Below are 24,808 nucleotides of genomic sequence, written 5' to 3'. Positions count from 1 at the left end.
GTACGCCTACGGTCTAAACCGCCTTTCGGACTAACCGGCGCGGTAAGAGACTGCGCGTATGGACGTCCATAAGCACAGTGCCTTCGAGCGGTTGGAGATCGTGGAGACGGGTCGTCGTCGCCGTTGGAGCGAAGACGAGAAGCTCCGGATCGTGATGGAGAGCCAGTCGGCACCGCGCCTGGTGTCGGCGACGGCTCGGCGTCACGGGATCTCGCGCTCGCAGTTGGGGATGTGGCTGCGCAGCTTTCGTGCCGAGCACCCTGTTGCAAAGCCGGAGCCGGCCTTTGTCCCGGTTCTGATGGCCCCGAGGGCGATGCCTGAACCCTTTGCGGCCGCCGACGATACGACGATCGTGGTGGACCTGCCGGGCGGCGCTCGGATGCGGATTTCGGCCTCGGCGCCGCCGGCGCTGGCGGCTGCGGTCCTGAAGGCGCTGCGATGATCCCGTCGCGGGCGCGGGTTTGGATCGCGACGGGCCACACCGACATGAGGCGGGGCATGCAGGGCTTGTCACTCCTGGTCCAAGAGGGGCTGAAGCGCGATCCGAACGGCGGCGATCTCTTCGTCTTTCGCGGACGCAGCGGATCGTTGGTGAAGATCCTCTGGCATGACGGGGTCGGGCTGTCGCTTTACGCCAAGAGACTGGAGCGCGGACGCTTCGTCTGGCCTTCGGCCAAGGACGGCGTGGTGGCTCTGACGCACACGGATCTGGCCTGCCTGCTCGACGGGATCGACTGGCGCAACCCGCAGAGAACCTGGCGTCCGGAGGCGGTGGGATAGCGCAAAAATCCCTTGCATCGTAAGCCCTGCGTGGCAGACTCGGGTTGTCGCCAACGGAGCCCGATCCTTCTTCATGCCCGATCTGCCGGACGACATTGTCGCTCTGAAGACCGCCCTGGCGCAAGCAGAACGGCGCGCCAATCTGGCCGAAGCGGATGCGGCGCATGCCAAGGCGAAGGCCTCCGGCATTGAAGCGCTGGTGGCGCATCTGACGCTTCAGATCGAGAAACTGAAGCGCGAGCTCTACGGCACGCGATCCGAGCGCACGGCTCGTCTTCTCGACCAGTTGGAGATGCAGCTCGAGGACGCCGAGGCAGGCTTGAGCGAGGATGAACTCGCTGCCGAAGCAGCTGCGGCGAAGACGACGACGGTCGCTTCCTTCGAGCGTCGGCGCCGCGGTGGCCGCAAGCCGTTCCCCGAGCACCTGCCGCGCGAGCGGGTTGTTGTGCCCGGTCCCTCGGCCTGCGCGTGCTGCGGCTCGGACCGCCTGCGCAAGCTGGGCGAGGACACAACCGAGACGCTGGAGGTCATCCCGCGCAGCTGGAAGGTCGTTCAGACGGTGCGCGAGAAGTTCACCTGCCGGGACTGCGAGCGGATCAGCCAAGCGCCGGCGCCGTTCCATCCGACCCCGCGAGGGTTCCTCGGCCCCAACCTCCTGGCGATGATCCTGTTCGACAAGTTCGGCCAACACCAGCCGCTGAACCGGCAGTCGGAGCGCTACGCCCGCGAGGGGATCGACTTGTCGCTCTCGACGCTCGCCGACCAGGTCGGCGCCTGCGCCCATGCCCTTCGGCCGTTGCATGACCTCATCGCCGCCCACGTCCTCGCCGCCGAGCGTCTGCATGGCGATGACACGACGGTGCCGATCCTGGCCAAGGGCCGGACCGTCACGGGCCGGATCTGGACCTATGTGCGCGATGATCGGCCGTTCGGCGGCTTGGCCCCGCCGGCGGCCCTGTACCATGCCTCACCGGACCGCACCGCCGAGCAGCCCGAGGAGCACTTGAAGGACTGGACCGGCATCCTGCAGGCCGACGCCTATTCCGGCTATGGTCGCCTCTATACGGCGACCCGAAGTCCGGGACCGCTGACCCAGGCGTTATGCTGGGTACACGCCCGTCGCAAGTTCTTCGAACTCGCCGACATCGCCAAGAATGCCCGGCGCGGAAAGAGCGCCGCGTCGATCTCGCCCATGGCGCTGGAGGCGGTGAAGCGCATGGATGCCCTCTTCGCCATCGAGCAAGAGATCAACGGCTTACCCGCCGACGAACGCTTGGCACACCGCTGTCAGCACTCCCTTCCGCTCCTCGTCGACTTTGAGAACTGGRTGCGCACAGAACGAGCGCGCCTGTCGCGCCACGCCGACGTCGCCAAGGCGATGGACTACATGCTGACCAAGTGGGACGCCTTCGCCCGCTTCACCACCGACGGGCGCATCTGCCTGTCGAACAACGCCGCAGAGCGGGCCCTGCGCGGCATCGCACTCGGCCGACGCTCATGGACCTTCGCCGGCTCGCAGCGTGGCGCCGATCGTTGCGCCTTCATGCTGACGATGATCGCCACCGCCAAGCTCAACGACATCGATCCGCAGGCCTGGCTCGCCAACGTTCTCAGCCGCATCGCCGACACGCCGCAGAGCCGGCTCGAAGAGTTGCTTCCGTGGAATTGGGCGAAGCCGTTCGCGCGGGACCAACGGGCAGCCGCATAATGGTGCAAACTTCGATCGCCCGTCTCAAGATCGTTCTCGACGATGTCGAGCCCGCCGTCGTCAGGCGGATCGAGGTTCCTCTCGACCTGCGGCTCGACCGCCTCCATGCCGTCCTTCAGGAAGCCGTCGGTTGGACCGACAGTCACCTCTGGGAGTTCCGCGTCCGCGATATCGGCTTTGGTATTCCCAATCCGGAATGGGGCTTTGGTGACGGCCCGATCGACGCCCGCAAGACAACGCTTCTCGCCGTGATCGAGGATACCGGCGCCAAGTCGTTCCGGTATCTTTATGACTTCGGCGACGGCTGGGAGCACTCGATCCGGATCGAGAGGATCGAGCCTGCTCATGCCGATGTCATCTATCCCCGCCTGCTCGCGGCGTCGGGCCGCTGCCCGCCCGAAGATGTCGGTGGACCCTGGGGCTACCAGGAATTCCTCGAAGCGCTCGCCGATCCCAAGAACGAGCGGCACGAAGAGATGATCGAATGGTGGGGTGACAGCTTCGATCCCGGCGACATCGACATCGATGCCATCGGTGCGCAACTGCTCAGGCTCGGCAAAAGCTGGACCCGCAAGCCGCGCACCAAGTCCAGCCGAGCATCCCAATAGGCCCGATCACCCGGTCCGCGCGAACAGGGTTCGAAACAGCACCTCCGCCTGGCGCAGCCCCTCGTCGGTCAGCACGACCGACTTGGCCTTGCTCGCCGGATCGCAGATCATTCCCTTCCGGTGCAGGCGATCCATCGCGTCCCAGTCAAAGCTCTTCCAGGCACGGCGCTCATCGTGAAGCGTCAGCCATAAGAGCGCCAGAACAGCGGCGTCGATCTTCTCCTCATCGATATCCATGCTCGCAAACTTATCATGCAAACCACGCAAACGCCGCGGTCTTCATCGGATGCGTACGCAGCTAACGGCCCCGGTCTCGTGCGCGAGGTCGCGAACGGCCTGGAACAGGCGACCGGCGCCATCGAAGGCCGGAGCCTTCAGGACCTGTCGCGCTCCGTCAGTTCTCGCGATAACGCGAGTTNCGCCAGAACAGCGGCGTCGATCTTCTCCTCATCGATATCCATGCTCGCAAACTTATCATGCAAACCACGCAAACGCCGCGGTCTTCATCGGATGCGTACCGATCAACTCACCGCCATCACCACGCTCGACCTGTGCCGAGGCCATGGTGGTGCCGTTGATGAAGCCGCTGCCGTCCTCGCTGACGCCGATCGTGACAGCGTTCGCCGGATCGTGACCACCAAAGTCGGGCAAACCGGTGAGGTCTCGGGTGGTGATGGCACACTGGAACTGCGCGACCAGCGGCTGGCCGCCGGTGATGCCACGCATGGCGGTGCCGAGGTCCTGTCGAGTTTCGGTCACTTCGCTTTCGGACGGCGGTGTGTTGGCCCGAGCCCGTGCCTTGGCGGATTCATCGGCTTCCAAACCGTCGGCGCAGTCCGTCAGCGCTTGCAGAGCCTCGGCGCTCTGTCGAAGATCAAGCTCGGCGGTGAACGCGCCGAACGTCACGGTCATCGTCTGGCTGGCTTCGAGCAAGCCCCGACCATCGCCGGTGCTCCTGTCGAGAAAGCCAAAGAAGGTGATCATCTGCGGGCTGACATATTGAACCCGCGGGGACCAAAGCTTCACCCCGTCGATCAGGACGAGGGCCTCCACCGCCGCATTCTCCGTGAAGGAGCCGGGTGGTCCAATCAGGGCCATCTCGGCCGTTTTGCGCGGCTGGCGAAGCACAGCCAGCTTGCTGTTTCCGGTTCCCCTTTGCAGCATCACGCAGGCTTGGTTCGAGCCGGACATGGTGACACCGACCCGCCATGGTCCGAACCGCTGTTCCTGAAAGCCTCCCGAGGGGTTGTCGGCATAGGCTTGGCCAACACCTGCAACGATGAGACCCGCTGCCAGCGCTGCCCGTCCAGAAAGCGTTCTCATCGGTACCGTCCAGGATTCTGAGGTCGATCGGTTGCATTTGGCGAACCGACCGCCGCCGCAGCTTGTGCTAATTCAGGGACCATCAGTCCGTCGATTGTCAAGCCGCCGATCGGCTCTGTTGCGCCCGACATGGATGCGCGCACGATCATCGGTTGGAATCTCAGGCAGCTTCGCGTCGAGCGTGGCCTGTCGCAGGAACGGCTTGCTCTCGCCTCGAACATCGACCGGTCGTATGTTGGGCGTGTCGAGCGCGGCAGCGAGAACGTCACCATCGCGACGATCGAAGTGCTGGCTCGTGTTCTAGAGGTTCCAGTCGCTCGCTTGCTGCTGGAGCCCGACGAACACGAGCCGAAGCCATCGCCGCTGCGCTCTGGCCGAAAGGCCAGCTCAAAGAGCTGAGCTGGCCGCGTTGGCGAGTGGTTGCGCGCCACCCTCAGTACTCGTCCGCGCGCATGATGGTGAGCACCCGGGCCGTGACGGCGGGATCTGCCGGATCGGGCGAGGCATAGGCGAAGTTGCGATCGTAGGCGTCGATCTTCCAAAAGTAACGGACGCCGTTGTGCTCGACTGCACCAAAGTCATGATCGCCATACGGGTCGCAGCCGCTCGTGAAAGCATCGAAGGCGCGAACCGCGTCGAGGATGGCCAGTCGATCGGCAGGGTCAAGGCTGGCGACGCCGTCCGTCAGCATGATTTGCCCGCCGGTGAAGGTGCGGCGGATCGCGTCGTTGAGGGCGGCCGTGGGGCTGAGGCCCGCTTCGGTTCGCAGGCTATGACCGTGGCCGGCAAGCGGCGTCAGGCGCTTCATCGAACCGCCCTTCACTCGGCTGCGTGGTCGGGGTGGAGCAGGCCGAGGTGCCGACGCCGGCGCACGAGGGTTGGCAGGTCGGGCCAGTCACGCCAGCCGACCGTAACAAGATCCTCCTCATGCACCTCAATGACGATCGCCTCGTACCAACCATGCCCTTCGCCCTCCGAAGCAAGCACAAGGCTGCCGGCGGCGATCTCCGACCAGTCGGTCGGTAGATGCAGCTCAACCCGATTGTTCGTGTTTTGTTCTTGAGCGCCTTCTCCGTCTGCCGATGCCGCCTTCACGTTGGCTTTCGTCGCCATCTTGCCGGCTGCGCTTCGATCCAGGACACTCTTCGCGTCATTCTTTGCAGCTTGACCGGACGGCTGCGAAGCGTCGCCAACAGCGACCTTTGCATCGACAGGCGCGCTCTTCACGCGCGGCCGGTCGAGCTGCGCTCGTGCCGCCGGGGGCAGATGCAGGGCGAGCGCCTCGAACGTCGCCGCTTTCACGAACGGTACGAAGGCCTTTCCGCTCGCAAACACTCGGCCATGCGGTAGTCCAGCGGCGGCACCGCGCAGCGCGTCATCGGCGATCTCCAGCGCCTGCATGCCCATCAGGCCGGCTGCCTTCGTGGCAAGCTCAGCCTCGTCAGCATCGAACCACGATGCGTGCGTCTTTCCGGCATCGTCGCGACCGAGCACGATCAGCGAAGCCGACGTCGGAAGCGCTTTCGACAGCCCGGTGAGGACTGGTGGCATGGCGCGATCGGCCGGGAAAGCGGGGCGGCGCTGCGGTGATGCCGCCGATGCGATGGTGGTGTGGGCAAGGGTGATGCTCATGGGAAATCTCCAGAAACGAAAAAGGACCCCGAAGGGCCCTTGGTGAGATGATGAAGGGGTGAGCCGACCGGCGCCGATCGCGGGCGGCGACGCAGCACGTGCGGCATTCGGCAAAGGGTTCGATCAAGCATCGAGGCAGTCCTTGTCGTCAGGCTCGGCAACTCAAGCCGGCTGAATTTGTCATTGTCGAGCAACCCCAGCCTATAGGATGACAGTCATACTGTCAAAGACGGCAGTTTTAGCTCTCCATCCAAGTCCTTTGATCTCAGAACTTATCCCACCACCGCCTCGTGAAGCACAACCCGCTCGCAGGCTTCACCCGCGGGGCAAAATCGATGCTGACATGGCCCACGATCGTCGATGAGGTTGCCATTGCAGATGTTGCGCTCGTCCATGGCGCAGAACTACCAGATCGACTGCTGGACGAACCCAGGGAAGACGGCGGGGAAGGTCGAGTTGAACGCCCGCGCATCGATGCGTCCGGCAAGACCTTCAATGATCGCCGCGCATTCCTTCGGGCCATAGCAGCCGGGACCGTAGGCGTGGTCCGCCTCAGCGCCGGAGGATGCCCGAGCGATGAAGGAAGTTGTGCACGAGCGTCCCCGACGTGTCGTGCTGAGTTACGGCCCGAGTGACGCGGCGCCCTGCGAAGTCTTTGCGCAGCCGGTCGATGAAGTGATGGTCACCGAGAACAAGAGTTGGGCGAACGACCGCCATCGCGGCGTCCCACAGATCTGAGGGGGGCGGTGACCAAGTCTCGTTCATCGCACTTCGGTCAAAAGGGGCCGCTTACGCCATGCTCGCTTGGCTCCGTCAAGAGCCTACCAAACTTCTTTCTGCGAACGAGGCAGGATGATCAGGTCATCCGAGGTCGCCCGGCAGCGCGGCAGCGACTTGAGGGCGTATTCGACAGCATTCTCGGGCGTCTGCGTGATCGTTTCCGCATACACGCGAGCAAGCCGGCGGCCAGGGCCCGCCATTTTATCTTGGTTTTCCGCGATAAAGTCGGAGAGCGTGCAGACAAGGCGCGTCCAAGGCGGCGTAAGGTCTATGCCATGCAGGTGCCGTCCGCCGTTGACCGAAGTTTCGTGCAAACTGTCACGATTGTACTTCGGTACCGGCCAGTCAGGACAACCGAGGAAGATGGGCTTCCGGTAGTTGGGTGTTGTCCTAGGTCGGCGACAACGACGTGTCAGCATCCATCCATAGAGGCGCTCTGCCTCGTACCGCATCTGATCAGCGACAACCGACGCCGAGCCGCCAAGGGGATTGAACATGAGGCTGATGAACGTTGGCTCCCAGCCTTCTTCGACGTGTTGACGAACGTACTCTGCATAACCGCCGACAATATCCTGGGGTCTGTAGCGCAACCTGTCTGACATCATCATCTTCAATTTAGTATTGAGAGGTATCTTTCTTCTCCTCTATGAGGTCAAGAAGCATAAGCTGATAACTATCATGTATTGAATTATTGTTTTAGACGAAGCAATCGCTGAATAAGGCGAGTGTTGGGGCTGGCTTGATGTTGGGTTGTTCGGGCTTCGATGGCTCCTAGCGGCGCGGGGTGCCATATACAGACCCGACTCTTGGGTTTGCATTTGCCGTCTTATGAAGGCCGTCCTGCTCATCCGGGGAGAGTCCACGTGAGAGCCGGGGCGACCGTTGTCGAGCTCGAATTGGTATCGTGCTCAACACCCTTTACGCAGCTCGACGAGGTACTCCTTATCGCGTGTCAACTCTACTTAGCGCTTTGTCTCCACTTAATTTGCAAGCGTGACGGATGTCATCAGTTCGAACGCAGTAGCTTAAAAAAGGCCAGGGCGAACGCCCTGGCCTGACAGTAACGAACCTGATGCCTGGTTACGCAGGCTCCCAATCCAACAAGGTAATCTCGATCGGTCCGCCCTCAGGGTAATTGAATTCTACAAGGAGCTTGCTGCGTCTCACCTTCGCCCCAAGTACTTCGCTGAGGTCTGCCTCCGTCTGGCAACTTACCTTGAGATCCCTTTGGGAGTTGAAAGGAATGTTCGTTGATTTCGAGCGACTACCCTCCTTAACACGCGGATTTTCGTGGCTCGGGCCGTTATCAGGTTTCACCAGATGGACGCCGTTGTCCTCCTCATCCTCATCACTGCCGTCTTCTTTGTCGCCTTGTCCGCCAATGCCGTGATCGTCTACGACAGGGAAGTTGACACCGCGACGATGCGACGAGGAAGTTCCTTCCAACTTCGCCTTCTGGCGAGCGTAGAGCTCCTCGACTCCGTTCGCTTCTCGGATCAGGTCAGGAATGTCCTTGGGAGCGATGCGCCTCGAAACGGCGTCCTGCAAAGCACGCGCATAGATGCGAGCTCGCTCATACAAAGGACCATGCTTCGGCGCTCCGAGGACATAGCGAAATACGTTGCGAAGCAGCTTTTTGTCATCAATCGTCTCAGCATACTTTTCCAATTTCATAAGTGTCAAAAAATCATTCTTGAGTACGGCGGACTTGGTGATCTCGTAATACAGGGCGACGATCATTGCCAAAAACTGATATTTCTGATCGTTGACGTTCTTTTCAAACTTCGAAAAGTCTTTTTTCAACCTCTGGAGGCTCTCAAGGGGATTGTTCACAAGCTTGGAAAGCTCGTCAATCAAGTCACGTTCGTCAACGTCATTGTCGTTCCAAGACATGGCGGTTCTCTTTTCCAGGTTTCCAGGATTTTGTAGTGTCGAGGGTCCTCGTGCATCAGTCATCTGCGCGTCGCGCGGTTGCCGCGTCTTTCGGCCAAGCGGCGGCCCGCGAGCGCTGGATGAGGAGCGCATGGACTTCCTCAGTGCCGTACCCAGCGGTGCGCGATACAGACGTGCGCGCGCTCGTGCACCTGTCACCCCGCTAAACAAACCAAAGCGGAGCGCAATCGATAGCAAACAGTGGAAGCGAGGGCGGCTGAGAGCCGAACAGTGCGAGTCTGAGAAAGTGGTATACGGGTCCAAGATGAACCTCCGTCGGGGGCTGCGAACCCCGACGACATCGGCCCAAATGGTCGGAAGCTAAAGCTCGCTGCTCGGAAGCTTCCGATGTCGGGCAAGCTTTTTGAGAGCGCCTTCGCCTCCGGTCGCTACAACCATCTCTACCGCAGCTTTTAAGTGATCTCGAATGGTTCGGTCACTCGATTGTAGTCCAGCATTTTTGAGTGCATCGCTGATTTGCTTCGGAACGCGAGACTTCACGGCGATGTCGGCTTCACCAGTCTTTAAAGCAGCCACGGGATCATATCCATGGTGGGTGACTGCAAAGTAGAGAAGTGCGTGGCGCAAGACGGCTAGTGTGTTGGGGCGAGGTTCACCCTCGTCGCTTGACCTACTCGGGTTTCCCGGCATTGGCTTTCCGCATAATTCGCTTGGAGCGGCGAGATCGTGCTTCGCTGTCCATCGCTGGATCTCAGCTAAGGTAACCGGACTCTTTAGTTGCCCAGCTCCGACGTGACGCTCGAGAAGATCCAGCTTTGCGCTGAACGCTGAGCGTGCCCAGTTCGGCAGTTTCTTCGCCGTCAAATTCAGAACAAACGGCTCCTTCCCAAGTAAGAGAGCCGCGGTTTCTTCGAGAGTCCAGCTAGGTTTTGCAAGCCACGTCACCCAATCAGCCTCGCGTGGGGTGTCAGTCTTACGAAGAAGTTCGTCGCATAAGTCAGCATAAGCCTGGTTTAAATCTACTCGGCTCATAGCGCGCAGGGATTGCAATTCTATAGCGGCGTCTTCAATGCTATTCTCGATTTCCATTGTGACCGCTTGTGGGACTAATGGCTCTAGGTCTGCGGCAGACATCAAAATATAATCAATGTTATTCTCATAAACTATCTTAGAAATCGAATTGATTACAAGTGCATACCATCCCGTAGCTTCAACGTCTTCTCCGCAAGATAGAAAGCTATCGAGCGAATTTATTACTATCGACTTCGCAAACGCACTTTGCTCTGCCCGGGTGATGGGATCAGCCAGCCTTAGGAGATATTCAAGAATCGTTGGGTTCACACGCCTCAGCCGATGCCGAGCCACGAAGTCTAACTTGCTTCCCTCGGCTCTCATGCTCAAGCCTATCCTCCTATGCAGTAATTCTGGTCAACTCGCCGTCGCTACCTCGCTGCTCAGTTTAACTCAACATGTTTACCGTCGCGTCTTTATCAGTTCGGGCCGCTGAAAGAGAAGGCCAGCGCGCTGGTTCGCCGCTGCTGCCTTGTGTGCGCCGGCACCATCCCTACGGTCTCATGTGAAAACCCGTTTCAGCGGCGAACCTGAGAAAGTCGTCCGGTGGAGCTTTGCAGCAGCATTTCGTCGATCATGCTGAGGATGGGGGCTTGATATCAAACCATGGCAACTTGCTGATAGCGGCGGCTTTGGCTTTCAGAGTGACGTCGCCATACTGCTCGGCAACGTTCCGTGCCGCATGACCCTGGATCGCATTGTAAACGCGTCCTTCAATCTCCGCATCGATGCACAGCGTGGTGAACAGATGTCGCCAGCCGTGATTTGGTTGAACACGAGGGTCGGGCACAACGGGCCGCACAAACTCCCGCATCCGATTTAGGAGGCCTGATAGCGGTCCAAGGACGTCGCCGCCCGGTGCAGGAACAAGAAAGAGGTGACCCGGGGCACTCTCTTCGACGAACCTTGGGAAGCCAAGCTCGACCAGCTGTGGATGAAGCACAATGTCCCGCGCTTGGTTCGTTTTCACCGTGCCCGCCTCGGGCGTCACCTGGATCACCCACCATTCTGCCTCGCGCCGGATGTCCTGTCGTCGCAACTGCGCAATCTCGCCAACTCTCGCGCCGCTAAACGCGCACAGCCACGGGATCCAGCGCTTGGCAGCTACAGTACGAGGGTGCTCGCGCGGCCCCGCTTCGTAGGTGAGGGCCGTAGACAAGATTGCTCGTGCCTCCGACTCGACGAATCCCTTTGGCCGGAGCTGAGCCCTGCGGCCAACCTTGATCGTCAATCCAGCCGCCGGATTAGCGGGAAGCTTTCGGTTCATGACCGCCCAGCTAAACAGCGTTTTGAGAGCCGATAGGTCGCTGTCTTTGACCGTTTTAGCGCTAGGGATTTTGCCGGTACGCGGTGATGGCGTAGCGAGGCGATGGTCCTTGTAGGCAACAATGTCCTCGGCCGTGATCCATTCTGCGTCATCGTGCTTGAGGAACGCGATGAGGCTTTTCACCGTATTAGAATAGCTTTCGTGAGTGCTTGGCTTGCGCCCTCCCGCCTGCGCCTCCCGCCACCAGGCATCAAAGAGACCAGTCACGGTGACTGCTGGGCTTTTACCTTTCGGTGCAACGTTCGATTTCGGCGGAAGCTTTAGATTGTGTGAAAGGGAAGTGGTGCTACTACCCTTGGCCTGTTCGCAGGCTGAAAGCGCTTGAACTTCCTCGACGCTAAGGCGCCCGATCGCGAGATCCGTGATGGTCAGACTTGCGCGCTGGAACGCCGCTGCCATGGCTTTGGCGAGCTTGAGGCGGCTAAAATCGTCAACAGCCATGCCATGGTGCGCGAGGCTATTGTCCGCTTGTATGAAGCAGAACCGGCGCATGGCTTGCACAAGCAGGTTGTCGGCTGGCACCGTGCCTTCGGCCCACTTGTTCACCGGAGAGTCCTGGAGCCACAAATACCGATAAAGGCGCGGTACCCATGCAAACTGCTCGCTAGGCTCGTCCTGATGCCACCTGATCCAAGAGTCGTGAGCGGTGCGGGCGATTTCATGAGCTTCTCGTTCTGTCAGAGAACGTTGCCCAGCACGTAGGTTTGCCCATCGCGCCTCGACCTCAGCCAGCACCTGCGCGTACTTCACGCGCGCGAGCTTCGGGTCCTTAGTGCCGAGCGAAACCAACTCCTCGCGCTTACCAACAGCCGCGCGAAGATCGGCGGGAACGGCCCGCCGAAACCAAAACATGTTTGTTTTAGGATGTGACCAGGGCTGCGGCATACGAAGGGCCATTTGTATTACCCGATTGTATCACTCGGGCCGCCCTAACGCTATGATCTCGCTTATCTCTTTGGCTTCTCACGACATTCCGAGAGAATGGTGCCCAGGAAAGGACTCGAACCTTCACACCTTGCGGTACACGGACCTGAACCGTGCGCGTCTACCAATTCCGCCACCTGGGCATGCCGAGGCATGTGGCGTGACCTCTAGTGTTCGGGAGCGGCGCTGTCAACGCGGGAAATGTGGGGGAGGGAATGAAAGAGACCGGGCGGCGGCGGCGGGAGGTGGGCGGATCGGGCGGCCGGAGGCGTGTCGACGCAAGGGGGGCTGTACCCTTCACCTTGCAGCTGCGAACGGGTATGGAGCAGAAAAAGCGGTGGTGCTGCTTCGGGCACTCGGCGGCGGCGGCCTTGCAGACGTGCGGCCGGGGGCGGCGAACGAACCCAGGAAGAGGATGAGGCGCATGGCGATCGACACGGAGAAGACGGTCACGGTCTTCGGCGGCTCGGGCTTCATCGGGCGCTACGTGGTGCGCGCGCTCGCCCGGCGCGGCCATCGCATCCGCGTCGCCTCGCGCCGGCCCGATCTCGCCTATCATCTGCAGACCGCCGGCAATATGGGCCAGGTCATGCCGATCCAGGCCAATCTGCGCCACCGCTGGTCCGTCGACCGCGCGGTGGAGGGTGCCGACCACGTCGTCAACCTCGTCGGCATCCTGTCGGAATCCGGCCGCCAGAGCTTCAACGCGCTCCAGGCCTTCGGCCCCCGCGCAGTCGCCGAAGCGGCGCGCGGCGCGGGCGCGGGCCTGACGCAGATCTCCGCCATCGGCGCCGACACCGGCTCCAAGTCCGCCTATGCCCGCACCAAGGCGGAGGGCGAGCGCGCCGTGCGGGAGGTTCTGCCGGAGGCGACGATCCTGCGCCCCTCCATCGTCTTCGGCGCCGAGGACCAGTTCTTCAACCGCTTCGCCGACATGGCGCGGATGAGCCCGGTCCTGCCGCTGATCGGCGGCGGCACGTCGCGCTTCCAGCCGGTCTTCGTCAACGATCTGGCCGAGGCCGTCGCCGCGACCGTCGACGGCACGGTTCCCAGCGGCCGGATCTACGAGATCGGCGGGCCGGAGGTGCTCACCTTCCGCGAGATGATGGAGATCATGCTCGGCGTGATCCAGCGCCGGCGCCACCTCCTCGACATTCCCTTCGGCCTCGCCGAGCGGCTGGCGGGCGTGGCCAAGCATCTGCCGGGCGCGCCGCTGACGCCCGATCAGGTCGAGCAGCTGCGCCACGACAACATCGTCTCCGACTCGGCCAAGGCGGAGGGGCGCACGCTCGCCGCCTTCGGCATCGCTCCCCAGGGGCTCGAGGCGATCCTGCCGACCTATCTCGTGCGCTTTCGCCCGCAGGGGCAGTTCACCAAGCCGGAGCCGCAGGCCGGCGGCATGCGCCGCGAGGAGGAAGAGGCGATCTGAGGCGGGAAAGGCGCCGCGAATGGCTGCCGGATCCGTCGTCCGCCGTCAGGCGCGGCGTATCGCGGCGCCTGACGTGGACTTCGGTTCCGGCGGGGCCGACGTCCCGGCCCTTGCGGATCGTGAGATGGCGGGCCCGTGCTGGAGCTTCTGACCGCTCCGGGGATCGGGCCCGGCGCTTCCGGCCTGCTTCTCGTGGTGAGCCTTCTCACCTCCGCGACGACGGCCGCCTTCGGCCTCGGCGGCGGCCTCGTCATGCTGGCGGTGCTCGGGCTCTATCTGCCCATCGCGCTCCTCATCCCCATCCATGGTCTGGTGCAGCTCGGCTCCAATGTCGGGCGCGTCGCGATGCAATGGCGCAAGGTCGCCTGGTGGGCGGTCTGGCCGTTTCTGGCGGGCTCGATCCTCGGCGCGGCGATCGGGGCGCAGTTCGTGGTTGCGCTGCCCGAGGCCATGCTGCAGATCGCGCTCGGCCTCTTCATCCTCGTCCTGACCTACGTCCCCCTGCCGAAAGCCGGGCGCATGGGCCGGCTCGGCTTTGCGGGCTTCGGGATCTTCATGACGATCCTCTCCATGTTCTTCGGCGCGACCGGGCCGGTGAACGCCGGCGTCTTCGCCCAGACCTTCGACGACCGCGAGACCATGGTCGGCACCATGGCCGCGACGACCTCGATCCAGCACGCGCTGAAGGGCGCCGCCTTCTTCTCGCTCGGCGTCGCCTTCGGCCCCTACCTGCCTTTGACGATCGCGATGGTCGCGACCGGATTTCTCGGCACCATGCTCGGCACGCGGGTCTTGAAGCGGCTGGACGAGACCTGGTTCCGGCGCATCCTCAAGGGCGTCCTCACCGTGCTCGCGCTCGATTTCCTGCGGCGCGGCCTCTTCGGCCACTGAAGCCGGCGGCTCCGCAGGGGAGCGTTCGACCCCGCGCCTTCGTCCGCGAAAACGAAAAGGCACCGCGAGCCCTCCGGCGCGCGGTGCCTTCTTCAGTCCTGTCGTCCGGTGCCGGCGGCCGGCGGCGGTCAGCGCAGGAGAAGCGTCACGATGCCGATCGAGCCGACCGCGATCCGCCACCAGGCGAAGGGCGCGAAGCCGTGCTTCGACACGAAGTCGAGGAGATAGCGCACCACGAAGAGGGCGGTGACGAAGGAGACGACGAAGCCGATGGCGATCAGCGAGATGTCGTCGGTCGAGAGCACGTCGCGGTTCTTGTAGAGATCGTAGGCGAAGGCGCCGGCCATGGTGGGCATGGCGAGGAAGAAGGAGAACTCCGCGGCCGAGCGCTTGTCGGTGCCCAGCAGCAGCGCGCCGGCGATCGTGGCGCCCGAGCGCGACGTGCCGGGGATCATCGCGAGGCACTGGAAGAGGCCGATCTTGAAGCAGAGCGGCAGCGTGTAGTCGGCAAGGCTCGTATATTTGCGCTCTATCGGCATGCGGTCGATGAAGAGAAGCGCGATGCCGCCGACGAGAAGCGCCACGCAGATCGTCATCGGCGATTCGAAGAGCACCGTCTTGATGAAGTCGTGCGCGATGGCGCCGATCACGGCGGCCGGCAGGAAGGCGACGAGGACGCCGGCGACGAAGCGGCGGCTGGCCGGGCTCTTGGGCAGCGTCACGATCAGCTCGTAGATCTTGGCGGCATAGACCGAGAGCACGGCGAGCACGGCGCCCAGCTGGATCAGCACCTCGAACGTGCCGGCCGTTGAGTGGAAGCCGATCAGCTCGCCGAGGAGCAGGATGTGGCCGGTGGAAGAGACCGGGATGAATTCGGTCAGGCCTTCCACAAAGCCGAGGATGATGGCGTCGAGATACATGCGGCGGGCTCGCTGGACTGAGGGCACGTCGGTTGGACCGGGCGTCGGAGGGGGCGTCCCCTCGTCCCGCATAGCAAGCGGGCATTGCTCAGTCCTGTCGGGAAGATGAGCATTTCGCAATGCAATAATGTCCGCCCCCGTGTCGGTTTCCGGGCGATTGTTGCCGCAGCCTCGCAATTTTCCTTTCCTTGACCATTTGGTGAGAGCTTGCGTTCGGTCGGATCGCGTGCGCCGGGTTGTCCGGCGAGCCGGCCTGTCGCCGCCGATCGGCCTTCGATCGCGCGGGGACGTCTTCGAGGGGTAGTTCTGCCACGTCATGCTGAGGCTTCATCACCATCCCATGTCCGCGGCCTCGCGCTTCGTGCGTCTCACGCTCGGCGAGTATGGCGAGCGTGCCGAGCTCGTGGAGGAGCGTCCCTGGGAGAGGCGGCCCGATTTCCTGGCGCTGAACCCGGCCGGAACCCTGCCGGTTCTGCTCGAGGATTCCAGCCTTCCCATCGTCGGCGGCACCGTGATCGCGGAATATCTCGACGAGACGCGCGGCGCCTTCCAGCGCGACAAGCGACTGCTCGCGGAAAAGGCGGTCGACCGGGCCGAGACGCGGCGGCTGACCGAGTGGTTCCTCGGCAAGCTGGAGAACGAGGCGACGCGCTATCTCGTGCGCGAGCGCGTGTTCAAGCTGGAGATGCGGCCCGAGGAGGGCGGCGGCTCGCCCGACGCCTCCGCCATCCGCGCCGCCCGGGCCAATCTGAAGCACCACATGCGCTATGTCGGCTGGCTCGCGGAAAGCCGGAACTGGCTGTCCGGCTCGCGCCTCTCCTATGCCGATCTCGCGGCCGCGGCCGCCATCTCGATCCTTGACTATCTCGGCGAGGTCTCCTGGGAGGAGGAGCCGGTCGCCAAGGAATGGTACATGCGCATCAAGTCGCGCCCCTCCTTCCGGCCCTTCCTCTCCGAGCGCGTGCGCGGCATCCCGCCGGCGCCGCATTATGCGGAACTGGACTTCTGAGGTTCGTCGGGCGGAGGGTGTTTGGGTGCGCGGCGACGATGTGGTAACGTGCCGGAATGCGATCGAACGACGTCCCGCGCCTCGGGCCAGGTTTCACCCTTGCTGAGGCCAACCACCTCCAGCGTATCGAAGGGAATCCGCTCGATTCGGAACAACTCGCCATGTTCGAAATGTTTGAGCGTGAAGGCTGGTCCAGTGAGCGGCGTCTTGATCACATTCGTAAACGAGCTTTGCAAAGGACCATCGTTCTCGCAGCGGAATGAGTGACGACGTCTATACATACCCGCCGGATTTCTTAGTCCTGCGCAATCGTCTCGACATCCGCGATGCCGCTCTTCTTAGTGAGATCGAGCGCGAGTACACGCTCTTTCGAATGATGGACGGAGTGCCGAAGGGGGCTTTCGACCTTCGCCATCTTTGCCTCATCCATCGCCATATTTTTCAGGATGTCTACGACTGGGCAGGAGATATCCGAACGGTCGAGATATCGAAAGGCAACAGCCATTTCCAATTCCGGCGCTTCATCGAGGCCGGAATGGACGATATCCATCGACGTCTTGTCGAGCGTGACTTCCTAAAGGGGCTGGATATTGTCGCTTTCGCCACGGAAGCGGGCTCCATCATGGGTGACGTGAACTACGTTCACCCTTTTCGCGATGGAAACGGTCGAACGCAGCTCGCCTACTTTCGTCAGCTTGCCGAGCAGGCCGGCTATTGGTTCGATCCCAACCATCTTGAGCCGGACGCTTGGATCGCAGCTTCGGTTGCCGCGCATCACGCGAACTATGCACCCATGGGCCGTTGTATCCTGGAAGCGCTAACCGTCGCACCCGCAGACGCTGGGTTCTGAATTTGCACGTGACCGCCCCCACCGCCCTGCGCGCCTTTCTCGACGCCGACGCCCGCCGGCTCGGCTTCGACAGCCTCGGCATCGCGGCCGCCGGCGAGGGAGGCGTCGCGGGCGGCCGGCTGGAGGCGTTCGTGGCGGAGGGGCGGCACGGGACGATGGGCTGGATGCCGGAGACGCTGGAGCGCCGGCGCTCGGCGCGCTCGCTCTGGCCGGAGGTGCGATCCATCATCGTCCTCGGCATGAACTACGGCCCGGAGGAGGACCCCCGCGCGCTGCAGGGGAGGCCCGAGCGCGGGGCGATTTCGGTCTATGCCCGCAACCGCGACTATCACGACGTGATCAAAGGGCGGCTGAAGGAACTGGGGCAGCGGCTGATCGCCAAGGCCGGCGGCGGCGAGATGAAGGTCTTCGTCGACACCGCGCCGGTGATGGAGAAGCCGCTGGGGGAGGCGGCCGGGCTCGGCTGGCAGGGCAAGCACACCAATCTCGTCTCGCGCGACTTCGGCTCCTGGCTCTTTCTCGGCTCTATCTTCACGACGCTCGATCTCGTGCCCGACGCGCCCGGCCGCGACCTCTGCGGCTCCTGCACCGCCTGCCAGGAGGCCTGCCCGACCGACGCCTTTCCCCGGCCCTATCAGCTGGATGCCCGGCGCTGCATCTCCTACCTCACGATCGAGACGGCGCGGCCCGTGCCGGCCGAGTTTCGCGCCGCCATGGGCAACCGCATCTACGGCTGCGACGACTGTCTCGCGGCCTGCCCCTGGAACAAGTTCGCGAGCGCGGCGCGCGAGGCCAAGCTCGTCGCCCGCGAGGAGCTGAAGGCGCCGCCCCTGGCGGACCTTCTGGAGCTCGACGATGCGGCCTTCCGCGCCTTCTTCTCCGGCTCGCCGGTGAAGCGCGCGGGGCGCGACAAGTTCGTGTCCAACTGCCTGATCGCGGCGGGAAATTCGGCGGACCCCGCGCTTCTGCCGGCGGTGCGCCGGCGGCTGGAGGACGAGGCAGGGCTGGTGCGGGCCATGGCCGTCTGGGCGCTGTCGCGCCTCGCGCCCGCCGAGGCCCTGGCGATGCGCGACGCCGCCCGCCATAAGGAGGCGGATGCGGTGGCGAGGGCCGAGTGGGATGCGCTCCTTGCCTGACACTTGAGGGAACGAGCGATGTCCGGTGATGGCTTCGGCCTTTTCGTCTTCGGCTGCGGCTACTCGGCCTCCGCCTTCGTGGAGCGCCTCGACCCTGCCGAGGTCACGGGCGTCACCACGCGCTCGGCCGCCAAGGCCTCGAGCTTCGCGGCGCGGGGTCTGAGGCCCTATACGTTCGACGGCAAGGCGCCGGGGGCGGGGATCGACGCCGCGCTCGCCCGCACCACGCATCTCCTCGTCTCGATCGCGCCGGGGGCGGCCGGCGATCCCGTGCTGCGGCAGTATCGCGACGTGATCGCGCGCGGCTGCCCGAAGCTTGCCTGGATCGGCTATCTCTCGACCGTCGGCGTCTATGGCGACCATGGCGGCGCCTGGGTAGACGAGGAGACCGAGCTTGCCCCCGTCTCCGTGCGCTCGAAGGAGCGCGTGGAGGCCGAGCGGCTCTGGACGCTCGTCGCCGAGGAGCACGGCGTGCCGCTCGCGATCCTGCGCCTCTCCGGCATCTACGGGCCCGGCCGCAACGCGATGGTCAATCTTCGCGAGGGCAAGGCGCGCCGGCTGGTGAAGAAGGACCAGGTCTTCAACCGCATCCATGTCGCCGATATCGCGGGAAGCCTCGCGCTCCTGGCGGGCCGCAAGATCGGCGGCGTCTTCAACGTCACCGACGACGAGCCTGCCCCGCCGCAGGACGTCGTGGCGCACGCCGCGCGCCTCGTCGGGGCGCCCCTGCCGCCCGAAATCGACTTCGAGACGGCCGACTTGTCGCCGATGGCGCGAAGCTTCTACGGGGAGAACAAGCGGGTCTCCAACGCGCGGCTTAAGCGCTTGGGTTATATGTTCGAATATCCTACCTATCGGGAGGCTTTGGAGGCCCTCAAATCAGAATGGGCTTCCCATAAATGACCAAGTTTCAGCAAAATAATTTAGCAATGCCTTGGAACCATCTTTTTTTCGCCCCATCCGGCCGGCACTGAGCGCCTCGTAAACGCATCGGTCACGAGGTTTCGCTCGGCCGGTGTGGGAACCAATGGCCTTGGACCGATGAGTTGAAACTGCCGACGACCCTTGCCGCGCTTCTCGTGGCTGCGAGCTTCTCCGCCGCTCCCCTTCCGATCATCGCCAAGCCGGCCGAAGCCGCTGCCCTCTGCGGAGGTGCCTCCTGGTACTCCCTTCGCTCGCGCACCGCGTCCGGCGAGATGATGAACCCCAGCGCCATGACCGCCGCGCACAAGACGCTGAAGCTGGGCACCAAGGTGAAGGTCACGAACCTGCGGAACGGCCGCTCGGTCGTCGTGCGGATCAACGATCGGGGCCCCTTCATCAAGGGCCGGGTGATCGATCTCTCCAAGGGCGCCGCCGGCCGCCTCGGCTTCATCGATTCCGGTCACACGCAGGTCGAGGTCGAGCCGCTGGACGGCAAGGCCTACAAGGGCTGCGCCTGAACCCTCGCGCTCCTGCGCCGGCAGATCGAAAGGGTGGCCCCGTGCCGCCCTTTTTCATGTCCGGTGCGGATCGGATCTTCGGGACGACAGATGAAGCCCGCCGGTCCGGTCGGCGCGGGATACCAGCGGTCCCTTGCCAGGGCCGCTGGCATCACTCGTCCTCGACGAAGACCTCCTGCCGCTTGCGGCGGACCTGGGGCAGGACGGCGATGATGACGGCGGCGAGCGCCAGCGCCAGGAGCGCGGCCGAGATCGGGCGCTCCAGGAAGATCATGGGATCGCCGCGATAGCGGATCATGGCGCGGCGGAAATGGTCTTCGAGAAGCGGGCCGAGCACGAAGCCGAGCAGCAGCGGCGCCGGCTCGCAGCCGAGCTTCATCAGGACGTAGCCGAGCACGCCGAAGAAGACGATCGCGTAGATGTCGAAGGCATTGGCGTTCAGCGAGTAGCAGCCGATGCAGGCGAAGGCGATGATGGCGGGGAAGAGCACCTTGTAGGGAATGGTGAGAAGCTTCACCCAGAGCCCGATCAGCGGCAGGTTGAGCAGCACCAGGAGCAGGTTTCCGACCCACATGGAGACGATGATGCCCCAGAACAGCGCGGGCTCGTCGGTGATGACGTTCGGCCCCGGCGTGATGCCCTGCGTGATGAAGGCGCCGATCATCAGCGCCATCACGGGATGGGCGGGAATGCCGAGCGTGAGGAGCGGGATGAAGGAGGTCTGGGCGGCCGCGTTGTTGGCGCTTTCCGGCCCCGCCACGCCCTCGATCGCGCCGTTGCCGAACTCTTCCGGATGCTTGGAGACGCGCTTTTCCAGCGAGTAGGAGGCGAAGGAGGCGAGGACATGCCCGCCGCCCGGCAGGATGCCGAGGATCGAGCCGAGCGCGGTGCCCCGAAGGACCGGGCCGACGATGCGCTTGAAGTCGTCCTTGGTGAGCCAGAGGTTCTTGACCGACTTCACCATGACGTCGCGCGTCGTCTCGTTCTCCAGATTGCGCAGGATCTCGGCCACGCCGAAAATGCCGATCGCCGCGGAGACGAAGTTGATTCCGCCGTAAAGCTCGGGAAAGCCCATCGAGTAGCGCGGCGTGCCGTCGAACCCGTCCTGCCCGACCGTGCCGAGGAGAAGGCCGAGCACGATCATCGCCAGCGCTTTCAGCACCGAGCCTTGCGCGAGCGCGATCGAGGCGAGGAGGCCGAGGATGATGAGCGAGAAATACTCGGGCGCCGAGAAGGACAAGGCGACGGCGGCGAGCGGCGGGGCGGCCAGCACCAGGATGAAGGTCGCGACCGTGCCGGCGAAGAAGGAGCCGAGCGCGGCGGTGGCGAGCGCCGGACCCGCCCGGCCCTTGCGGGCCATCTGATAGCCGTCGAGCGCTGTCACGGCGGAAGAGGATTCGCCGGGCAGGTTGATCAGGATCGCGGTGGTGGAGCCGCCGTACTGCGCGCCGTAATAGATGCCGGCCAGCATGATCAGCGCGGTGACGGGCGCGAAGGAGAAGGTGATCGGCAGGAGCATGGCGATCGTCGCGGTCGGCCCGATGCCGGGCAGGACGCCGACCAGCGTGCCGAGCAGCACGCCGACGAAGCACCAGAGGAGGTTGACCGGATCGAGCGCGGTCTGGAAGCCGAGGGCGAGATTGGCGAGAAGATCCATGTGGGGTTCTCAGACCGGAAGCCAGGGGCCGAAGAGCGGCACGGTGACGCCGAGGCCCTTGATGAAGATGACGTAGCAGAGGACCACCATGCCGAGCGCCAGCGCGAGCGCGCCGAGCGCCGTCATCGAGCGGCTGGCGAGCGCGCTGGCGAAGACCGTGACGAACAGGGTCGGCACGAAGCCGAGCCCGGTGAGGCAGAAGCCGAAGAAGACGATCGCGCCGAGAATGAGCGCCCCGCCGCGCCAGGGCACCGTGCCGAGCGTCTCGGCGGCCCCATGGTTTCGAAACCCTTTGACGAGGATCGCGACGCCGAAGGCGACGAGGATCAGCGACAGGGCGAAGGGAAAGTAGCCCGCGCCCATCCGCGTCGCCGTGCCCATCGGATAGCCGAGCGCTCCCACCGCGAAGGCGGCGCCGATGCCGATGAAGACGAGCCCGGACAGGATGTCCTTGCGGGATTTGCGAAGCTCCACGGGCGCGGGCCTTTCCGGTTGGGTGGTGGGGCGTGCGGAGGGGGGGGCACGCGATTGCAAAGGCATGGCGCGAAGCGCCCCCCTCTGCCTCCCGAGCCTTTGTCGAGGGGCGGCATCTCCCCCTCAAGGGGGGAGATCAGGCCGATCTCCGCCCGTCGAGCCGCCGATCTCCCTCCTTGCGGGGGAGATGTCCGGCAGGACAGAGGGGGGTGTCGTCGAGCGCGAAGGCTTCCCGGACGACGTCGAAACGTTCACCCGCTCCCGTCGTCGATAATGTCCGTCCTCAGTCCGCGAAGACGCCGGCCTTCTCGATGATCGGCTTCCACAGCGCGATCTGCTCGGCGAGATAGGCCTTGTGGGCCTCCGGCGTCGCCTGGTCCTCGGCGACCGGGGTCGTGCCGAGTTCGGCGAAGCGCTCGATGACCTTCGGGTCCTTCAGCGCGGTCTGCAGGGCCTTAGAGACCTTGGCGACGATGGCGGGATCGGTGCCCTTCGGCGCGTAGAGGCCGTGCCAGACGCCGACCTGGAAGCCGGGCAGGCCGGCCTCGGTCGTGGTCGGCACGTCCGGCAGGTTGCCGAGCCGCTCGGGCGTCGTCACCGCGTAGACCTTCACCTCGCCGCCCTTGATCTGGCCGGTCGTGTTGGTCGACTGGTCGCACATGAGATCGACGTCGCCGGAGAGGATGTCGGTCATGGCCGGGCCCGTGCCCTTGTAGGGAACGGTGGTCAGCGCCGTGTCGATGGCGTTCATGAAGAGCATGCCGCACAGATGCGAGGCCGCGCCGATGCCGGCATTGGCATAGACGACGCTGTCCTTGTTGGCCTTCACGAAGGTCACGAGCTCCTGCAGCGTCGAGGGCTCGAAATCCTTGCGCGCGATCAGCGTCATCGGAACGTTGGTGACGAGGCCGAGCGTGGCGAAGTCCACCTGCGGATCGAAGTCGAGATTGCGGTAGAGCGTCGGCGCGGTCGACATGCCGATATGGTGCATCAGGAGCGTGTAGCCGTCGGGCTTGGCCTTGGCGACCTGACCAGAGGCGAGCGTGCCGCCGGCGCCGGCGACGTTCGAGATCACGATCTGCTGGCCGAGCTCGCGGCCCATGGGCTCGGCGATCAGCCGCGTCACCGTGTCCGTCGGCCCGCCGGCCGAGAAAGGAACGACGATGGTGATCGGCTGGCTCGGATAGGTTTCCTGCGCCCCTGCGATGCTTGTGAAAAACGAGAATGCTGCTGCGCACAACAACGCTGCGGTCTTCATGGCCGATCCTCCCCAAATCTCCCGCAATTGGCCCGGCCCGTCTTCGCGGGCTCGTGCACGTTGCGTGTTGGCGCCAAGTGTTACGGACGGGGCCATCGCCGGTCAACCGGCGGAGCCCGGCCGGGCGGGGGTCTCATCCTAAAGGCGCAGAGCCCAAGCGCCTCAGCGCGGGGTGAGGCCGAGGCGCGCGCGCGCCTGGAAGCGCGCCGTCATCAGGACGGCGGCGCAGAGAAGGCCGCTTGCCAGCCCGATCCAGACGCCGGGGCCGCCGAAGCCGAGCTTGAAGGCGAGGAGATAGGCGACCGGCATGCCGATGACCCAGTAGCTGAAGAGGGCGATCAGCATGGGAATGCGCGTGTCCTTCAGCCCGCGCAGGAGGCCGGAGGCGACGACCTGCAGGCCGTCCACGAACTGGAAGGCCGCGGCGACGAAGAGGAGCGGCGCGCCGAAGGCCAGCACCGCCGCCGCGTTCGGGTCGTTCCGGTCGAGATAGAGCGAGATCAGCGCCTCCGGGATGATCCAGAAGAACAGCGCGCCGACGAAGGCGATGCCGACGGCCAGCACGAGCGCGGCCGTGCCCGCGCGCCCGACGCCCGTCCAGTCCTCGGCGCCATAGGCCTGTCCGACGCGGATCGTGCCGGCGCTGGCGAGGCCGAGCGGGATCATGAAGGCGATCGAGGCAAGCTGGAGCGCGATGCCGTGCGCGGCGAGCTGGATCGTGCCGAGCCAGCCCATCAGGATCGAGGCGGCGGCGAAGAGCCCGACCTCGGCCACGATCGTCGTCGAGATCGGCCAGCCCAGCCGCAGCACCTCCGCGAAGGCCTGCCAGTCCGGCCGCCAGAAGCGCACGTAGAGCTCGTGCGCGGCAAGGCCCGGCGCCTTCCACGTATAGAGAAACACGATCAGCGCCATCGCGATATTGGCGGTCACCGAGGCATAGGCCGCGCCTGCCATGCCGAGCGCGGGGGCGCCGAGATGGCCGAAGATCAGCACGACGTCGAGCGCGCCGTTGAGGATCGCGCCGAAGACGGTGATGGCCAGAATGACGTTCGCCCGGTCGAGCACGCCGAGATAGGAGCGCAGCGTGACGAGGAGGAGCGCGGGAAACATCGACCATTGCAGGATGCGCATGAAGGCGCCGGCCAGCGCGGAGACGCGCGGCTCCTGCCCGAGGGCGAGAAGGATCGCCTCCGTGTGCCAGAGCGGCACCATGACGAGCGCGCCGTAGAGGAGGACGACCCAGAGCCCCATGCGCACGGAGCGGCGGATGCCCGGCACGTCGCCGCGCCCGGCCGCGGCGGCGGCCACCGGCATCACCGCCTGCGCGAAGCCGGCACCGAACATCCAGACGAGAAAGAAGGTCTGCGCGGCGAGGACGGCGGCGGCGAGCGGCTCCGGCCCCAGCCGGCCGATCAGCGCGGTGTCGGTGACGTTGATCGACATCTGCGCCAGCTGCGCGCCGGCCAGCGGCAGGCCGAGCATCAGCGTCTGGCCGATATGCCCCGAGAAGCTCGTGCCGTCCGGGCGCGTGCCCGATGCGTCGCCGGCCGCGACCGGTTGGCTTGCCATGGTTCGTCTCGCGAGAACGCGGCTCCCCCGCCGCCGGAGCCTGCTCTAGGCGTTCGGCCCCGACTTTGTCCAGTCGAGCGCTCCTTCTCGGTAGGGTCCCGCCGACGCCGAAAAATATTTCTCCCCG

General features: G+C 64.3%; 26 protein-coding genes and 1 tRNA gene. 13 read left to right on the top strand and 14 right to left on the bottom strand.

Annotated elements, in window-relative coordinates; translation table 11 throughout:
• Positions 1-58: 58 nt before the first annotated feature.
• From tnpA to ASG62_RS11420, 4 genes are all read left to right on the top strand, one after another.
• Positions 59-442 (top strand): IS66-like element accessory protein TnpA, encoded by a 384-nt coding sequence (gene tnpA, locus ASG62_RS11435; protein ID WP_056698597.1) that lies wholly within the window; start codon positions 59-61, stop codon positions 440-442.
• Positions 439-780, top strand: a complete 342-nt coding sequence (gene tnpB, locus ASG62_RS11430) for an IS66 family insertion sequence element accessory protein TnpB (RefSeq protein ID WP_056698594.1) — start codon at positions 439-441, stop codon at positions 778-780. The genes tnpA and tnpB overlap by 4 nt, the downstream gene beginning before the upstream one ends.
• Before the next feature lie 73 nt (positions 781-853).
• Positions 854-2,488 (top strand): IS66 family transposase, encoded by a 1,635-nt coding sequence (gene tnpC / locus ASG62_RS11425; protein WP_057180387.1) that lies wholly within the window; start codon positions 854-856, stop codon positions 2,486-2,488.
• 2 nt (positions 2,489-2,490) lie between these two features.
• On the top strand, positions 2,491-3,096 hold the full coding sequence (locus tag ASG62_RS11420; protein ID WP_156382081.1) for a plasmid pRiA4b ORF-3 family protein: 606 nt from the start codon (positions 2,491-2,493) through the stop codon (positions 3,094-3,096).
• A 6-nt stretch (positions 3,097-3,102) separates the two neighbouring features.
• Here ASG62_RS11420 and ASG62_RS11415 read toward each other — a convergent pair whose 3' ends face one another.
• Both ASG62_RS11415 and ASG62_RS11410 read right to left on the bottom strand, forming a co-directional pair.
• Positions 3,103-3,333, bottom strand: a complete 231-nt coding sequence (locus ASG62_RS11415; protein ID WP_056697844.1) for a DUF6429 family protein — start codon at positions 3,331-3,333, stop codon at positions 3,103-3,105.
• 237 nt (positions 3,334-3,570) lie between these two features.
• Complete coding sequence (locus ASG62_RS11410; protein ID WP_156382065.1) at positions 3,571-4,419, bottom strand: hypothetical protein; 849 nt, start codon at positions 4,417-4,419, stop codon at positions 3,571-3,573.
• A 129-nt stretch (positions 4,420-4,548) separates the two neighbouring features.
• On the opposite strand from ASG62_RS11410, the gene ASG62_RS11405 reads away from it, so the two are divergent.
• Positions 4,549-4,818 (top strand): helix-turn-helix domain-containing protein, encoded by a 270-nt coding sequence (locus ASG62_RS11405; protein ID WP_056689308.1) that lies wholly within the window; start codon positions 4,549-4,551, stop codon positions 4,816-4,818.
• Between the two features lie 34 nt (positions 4,819-4,852).
• Here ASG62_RS11405 and ASG62_RS11400 read toward each other — a convergent pair whose 3' ends face one another.
• Together ASG62_RS11400 and ASG62_RS11395 are read right to left on the bottom strand one after the other, a co-directional pair.
• Positions 4,853-5,227 (bottom strand): DUF3768 domain-containing protein, encoded by a 375-nt coding sequence (locus ASG62_RS11400; protein ID WP_082536944.1) that lies wholly within the window; start codon positions 5,225-5,227, stop codon positions 4,853-4,855.
• 11 nt (positions 5,228-5,238) lie between these two features.
• On the bottom strand, positions 5,239-6,051 hold the full coding sequence (locus tag ASG62_RS11395; protein ID WP_056689305.1) for a hypothetical protein: 813 nt from the start codon (positions 6,049-6,051) through the stop codon (positions 5,239-5,241).
• A 576-nt stretch (positions 6,052-6,627) separates the two neighbouring features.
• On the opposite strand from ASG62_RS11395, the gene ASG62_RS26400 reads away from it, so the two are divergent.
• Positions 6,628-6,789: a hypothetical protein gene (locus ASG62_RS26400; protein ID WP_156382064.1), complete on the top strand. Its 162-nt coding sequence runs from the start codon at positions 6,628-6,630 to the stop codon at positions 6,787-6,789.
• An 83-nt stretch (positions 6,790-6,872) separates the two neighbouring features.
• On the opposite strand, the gene ASG62_RS26395 is transcribed toward ASG62_RS26400, so the two are convergent.
• From ASG62_RS26395 to ASG62_RS11380, 5 genes are all read right to left on the bottom strand, one after another.
• On the bottom strand, positions 6,873-7,421 hold the full coding sequence (locus ASG62_RS26395; protein ID WP_200944637.1) for a hypothetical protein: 549 nt from the start codon (positions 7,419-7,421) through the stop codon (positions 6,873-6,875).
• A 490-nt stretch (positions 7,422-7,911) separates the two neighbouring features.
• Positions 7,912-8,856, bottom strand: coding sequence for a hypothetical protein (locus ASG62_RS11390; protein WP_156382062.1), 945 nt, complete (start codon positions 8,854-8,856; stop codon positions 7,912-7,914).
• A gap of 228 nt (positions 8,857-9,084) precedes the next feature.
• Positions 9,085-10,125: a hypothetical protein gene (locus tag ASG62_RS26390; protein ID WP_156382061.1), complete on the bottom strand. Its 1,041-nt coding sequence runs from the start codon at positions 10,123-10,125 to the stop codon at positions 9,085-9,087.
• Between the two features lie 244 nt (positions 10,126-10,369).
• Positions 10,370-12,007, bottom strand: a complete 1,638-nt coding sequence (locus ASG62_RS11385) for a DUF6538 domain-containing protein (RefSeq protein WP_082536943.1) — start codon at positions 12,005-12,007, stop codon at positions 10,370-10,372.
• Between the two features lie 97 nt (positions 12,008-12,104).
• Positions 12,105-12,189: transfer RNA gene (locus ASG62_RS11380), tRNA-Leu, on the bottom strand.
• A gap of 281 nt (positions 12,190-12,470) precedes the next feature.
• Here ASG62_RS11380 and ASG62_RS11375 point away from each other — a divergent pair.
• Entirely contained in the window at positions 12,471-13,475 is a 1,005-nt protein-coding gene (locus ASG62_RS11375; RefSeq protein ID WP_056689294.1) for a complex I NDUFA9 subunit family protein, read from the top strand.
• 135 nt (positions 13,476-13,610) lie between these two features.
• Positions 13,611-14,366, top strand: coding sequence for a sulfite exporter TauE/SafE family protein (locus ASG62_RS11370; protein WP_056689292.1), 756 nt, complete (start codon positions 13,611-13,613; stop codon positions 14,364-14,366).
• A gap of 128 nt (positions 14,367-14,494) precedes the next feature.
• Here ASG62_RS11370 and ASG62_RS11365 read toward each other — a convergent pair whose 3' ends face one another.
• The gene (locus ASG62_RS11365; RefSeq protein WP_056689289.1) at positions 14,495-15,286 is read right to left on the bottom strand and encodes an undecaprenyl-diphosphate phosphatase; all 792 of its coding nucleotides are present in this window, start codon (positions 15,284-15,286) and stop codon (positions 14,495-14,497) included.
• A gap of 316 nt (positions 15,287-15,602) precedes the next feature.
• Here ASG62_RS11365 and ASG62_RS11360 point away from each other — a divergent pair, with 316 nt between their 5' ends.
• The 5 genes from ASG62_RS11360 (at position 15,603) to ASG62_RS11340 (ending at position 19,723) form a co-directional block, all read left to right on the top strand.
• Positions 15,603-16,295 carry a glutathione S-transferase family protein gene (locus ASG62_RS11360; protein WP_056689286.1) on the top strand — a complete coding sequence of 231 codons (693 nt, stop codon included), beginning with the start codon at positions 15,603-15,605 and terminating at the stop codon, positions 16,293-16,295.
• Positions 16,296-16,554: 259 nt separating this feature from the next.
• Positions 16,555-17,145, top strand: a complete 591-nt coding sequence (locus tag ASG62_RS11355; protein WP_056689282.1) for a Fic/DOC family protein — start codon at positions 16,555-16,557, stop codon at positions 17,143-17,145.
• 8 nt (positions 17,146-17,153) lie between these two features.
• Entirely contained in the window at positions 17,154-18,281 is a 1,128-nt protein-coding gene (gene queG, locus ASG62_RS11350) for a tRNA epoxyqueuosine(34) reductase QueG (protein WP_082536942.1), read from the top strand.
• Positions 18,282-18,299: 18 nt separating this feature from the next.
• Positions 18,300-19,184, top strand: coding sequence for an SDR family oxidoreductase (locus ASG62_RS11345; protein ID WP_056689279.1), 885 nt, complete (start codon positions 18,300-18,302; stop codon positions 19,182-19,184).
• 143 nt (positions 19,185-19,327) lie between these two features.
• The gene (locus ASG62_RS11340) at positions 19,328-19,723 is read left to right on the top strand and encodes a septal ring lytic transglycosylase RlpA family protein (protein ID WP_056689276.1); all 396 of its coding nucleotides are present in this window, start codon (positions 19,328-19,330) and stop codon (positions 19,721-19,723) included.
• Positions 19,724-19,874: 151 nt separating this feature from the next.
• Here ASG62_RS11340 and ASG62_RS11335 read toward each other — a convergent pair whose 3' ends face one another.
• The 4 genes from ASG62_RS11335 to ASG62_RS11320 all read right to left on the bottom strand — a co-directional run bounded on the left by ASG62_RS11335 (position 19,875) and on the right by ASG62_RS11320 (position 24,681).
• Positions 19,875-21,380 carry a tripartite tricarboxylate transporter permease gene (locus tag ASG62_RS11335; RefSeq protein ID WP_056689273.1) on the bottom strand — a complete coding sequence of 502 codons (1,506 nt, stop codon included), beginning with the start codon at positions 21,378-21,380 and terminating at the stop codon, positions 19,875-19,877.
• A 9-nt stretch (positions 21,381-21,389) separates the two neighbouring features.
• Positions 21,390-21,854: a tripartite tricarboxylate transporter TctB family protein gene (locus ASG62_RS11330; protein WP_056689270.1), complete on the bottom strand. Its 465-nt coding sequence runs from the start codon at positions 21,852-21,854 to the stop codon at positions 21,390-21,392.
• Positions 21,855-22,137: 283 nt separating this feature from the next.
• Entirely contained in the window at positions 22,138-23,112 is a 975-nt protein-coding gene (locus tag ASG62_RS11325) for a tripartite tricarboxylate transporter substrate binding protein BugD (RefSeq protein ID WP_056689267.1), read from the bottom strand.
• 162 nt (positions 23,113-23,274) lie between these two features.
• Positions 23,275-24,681, bottom strand: coding sequence for an MATE family efflux transporter (locus tag ASG62_RS11320; RefSeq protein WP_056689264.1), 1,407 nt, complete (start codon positions 24,679-24,681; stop codon positions 23,275-23,277).
• Positions 24,682-24,808 lie beyond the last annotated feature (127 nt).

The organism is Aureimonas sp. Leaf427, from assembly GCF_001425485.1.
Taxonomy (GTDB): domain Bacteria; phylum Pseudomonadota; class Alphaproteobacteria; order Rhizobiales; family Rhizobiaceae; genus Plantimonas.
The sequence above is the reverse complement of the archived record's forward strand: the minus strand, read 5'-3'. Positions and strand labels throughout refer to the sequence as shown.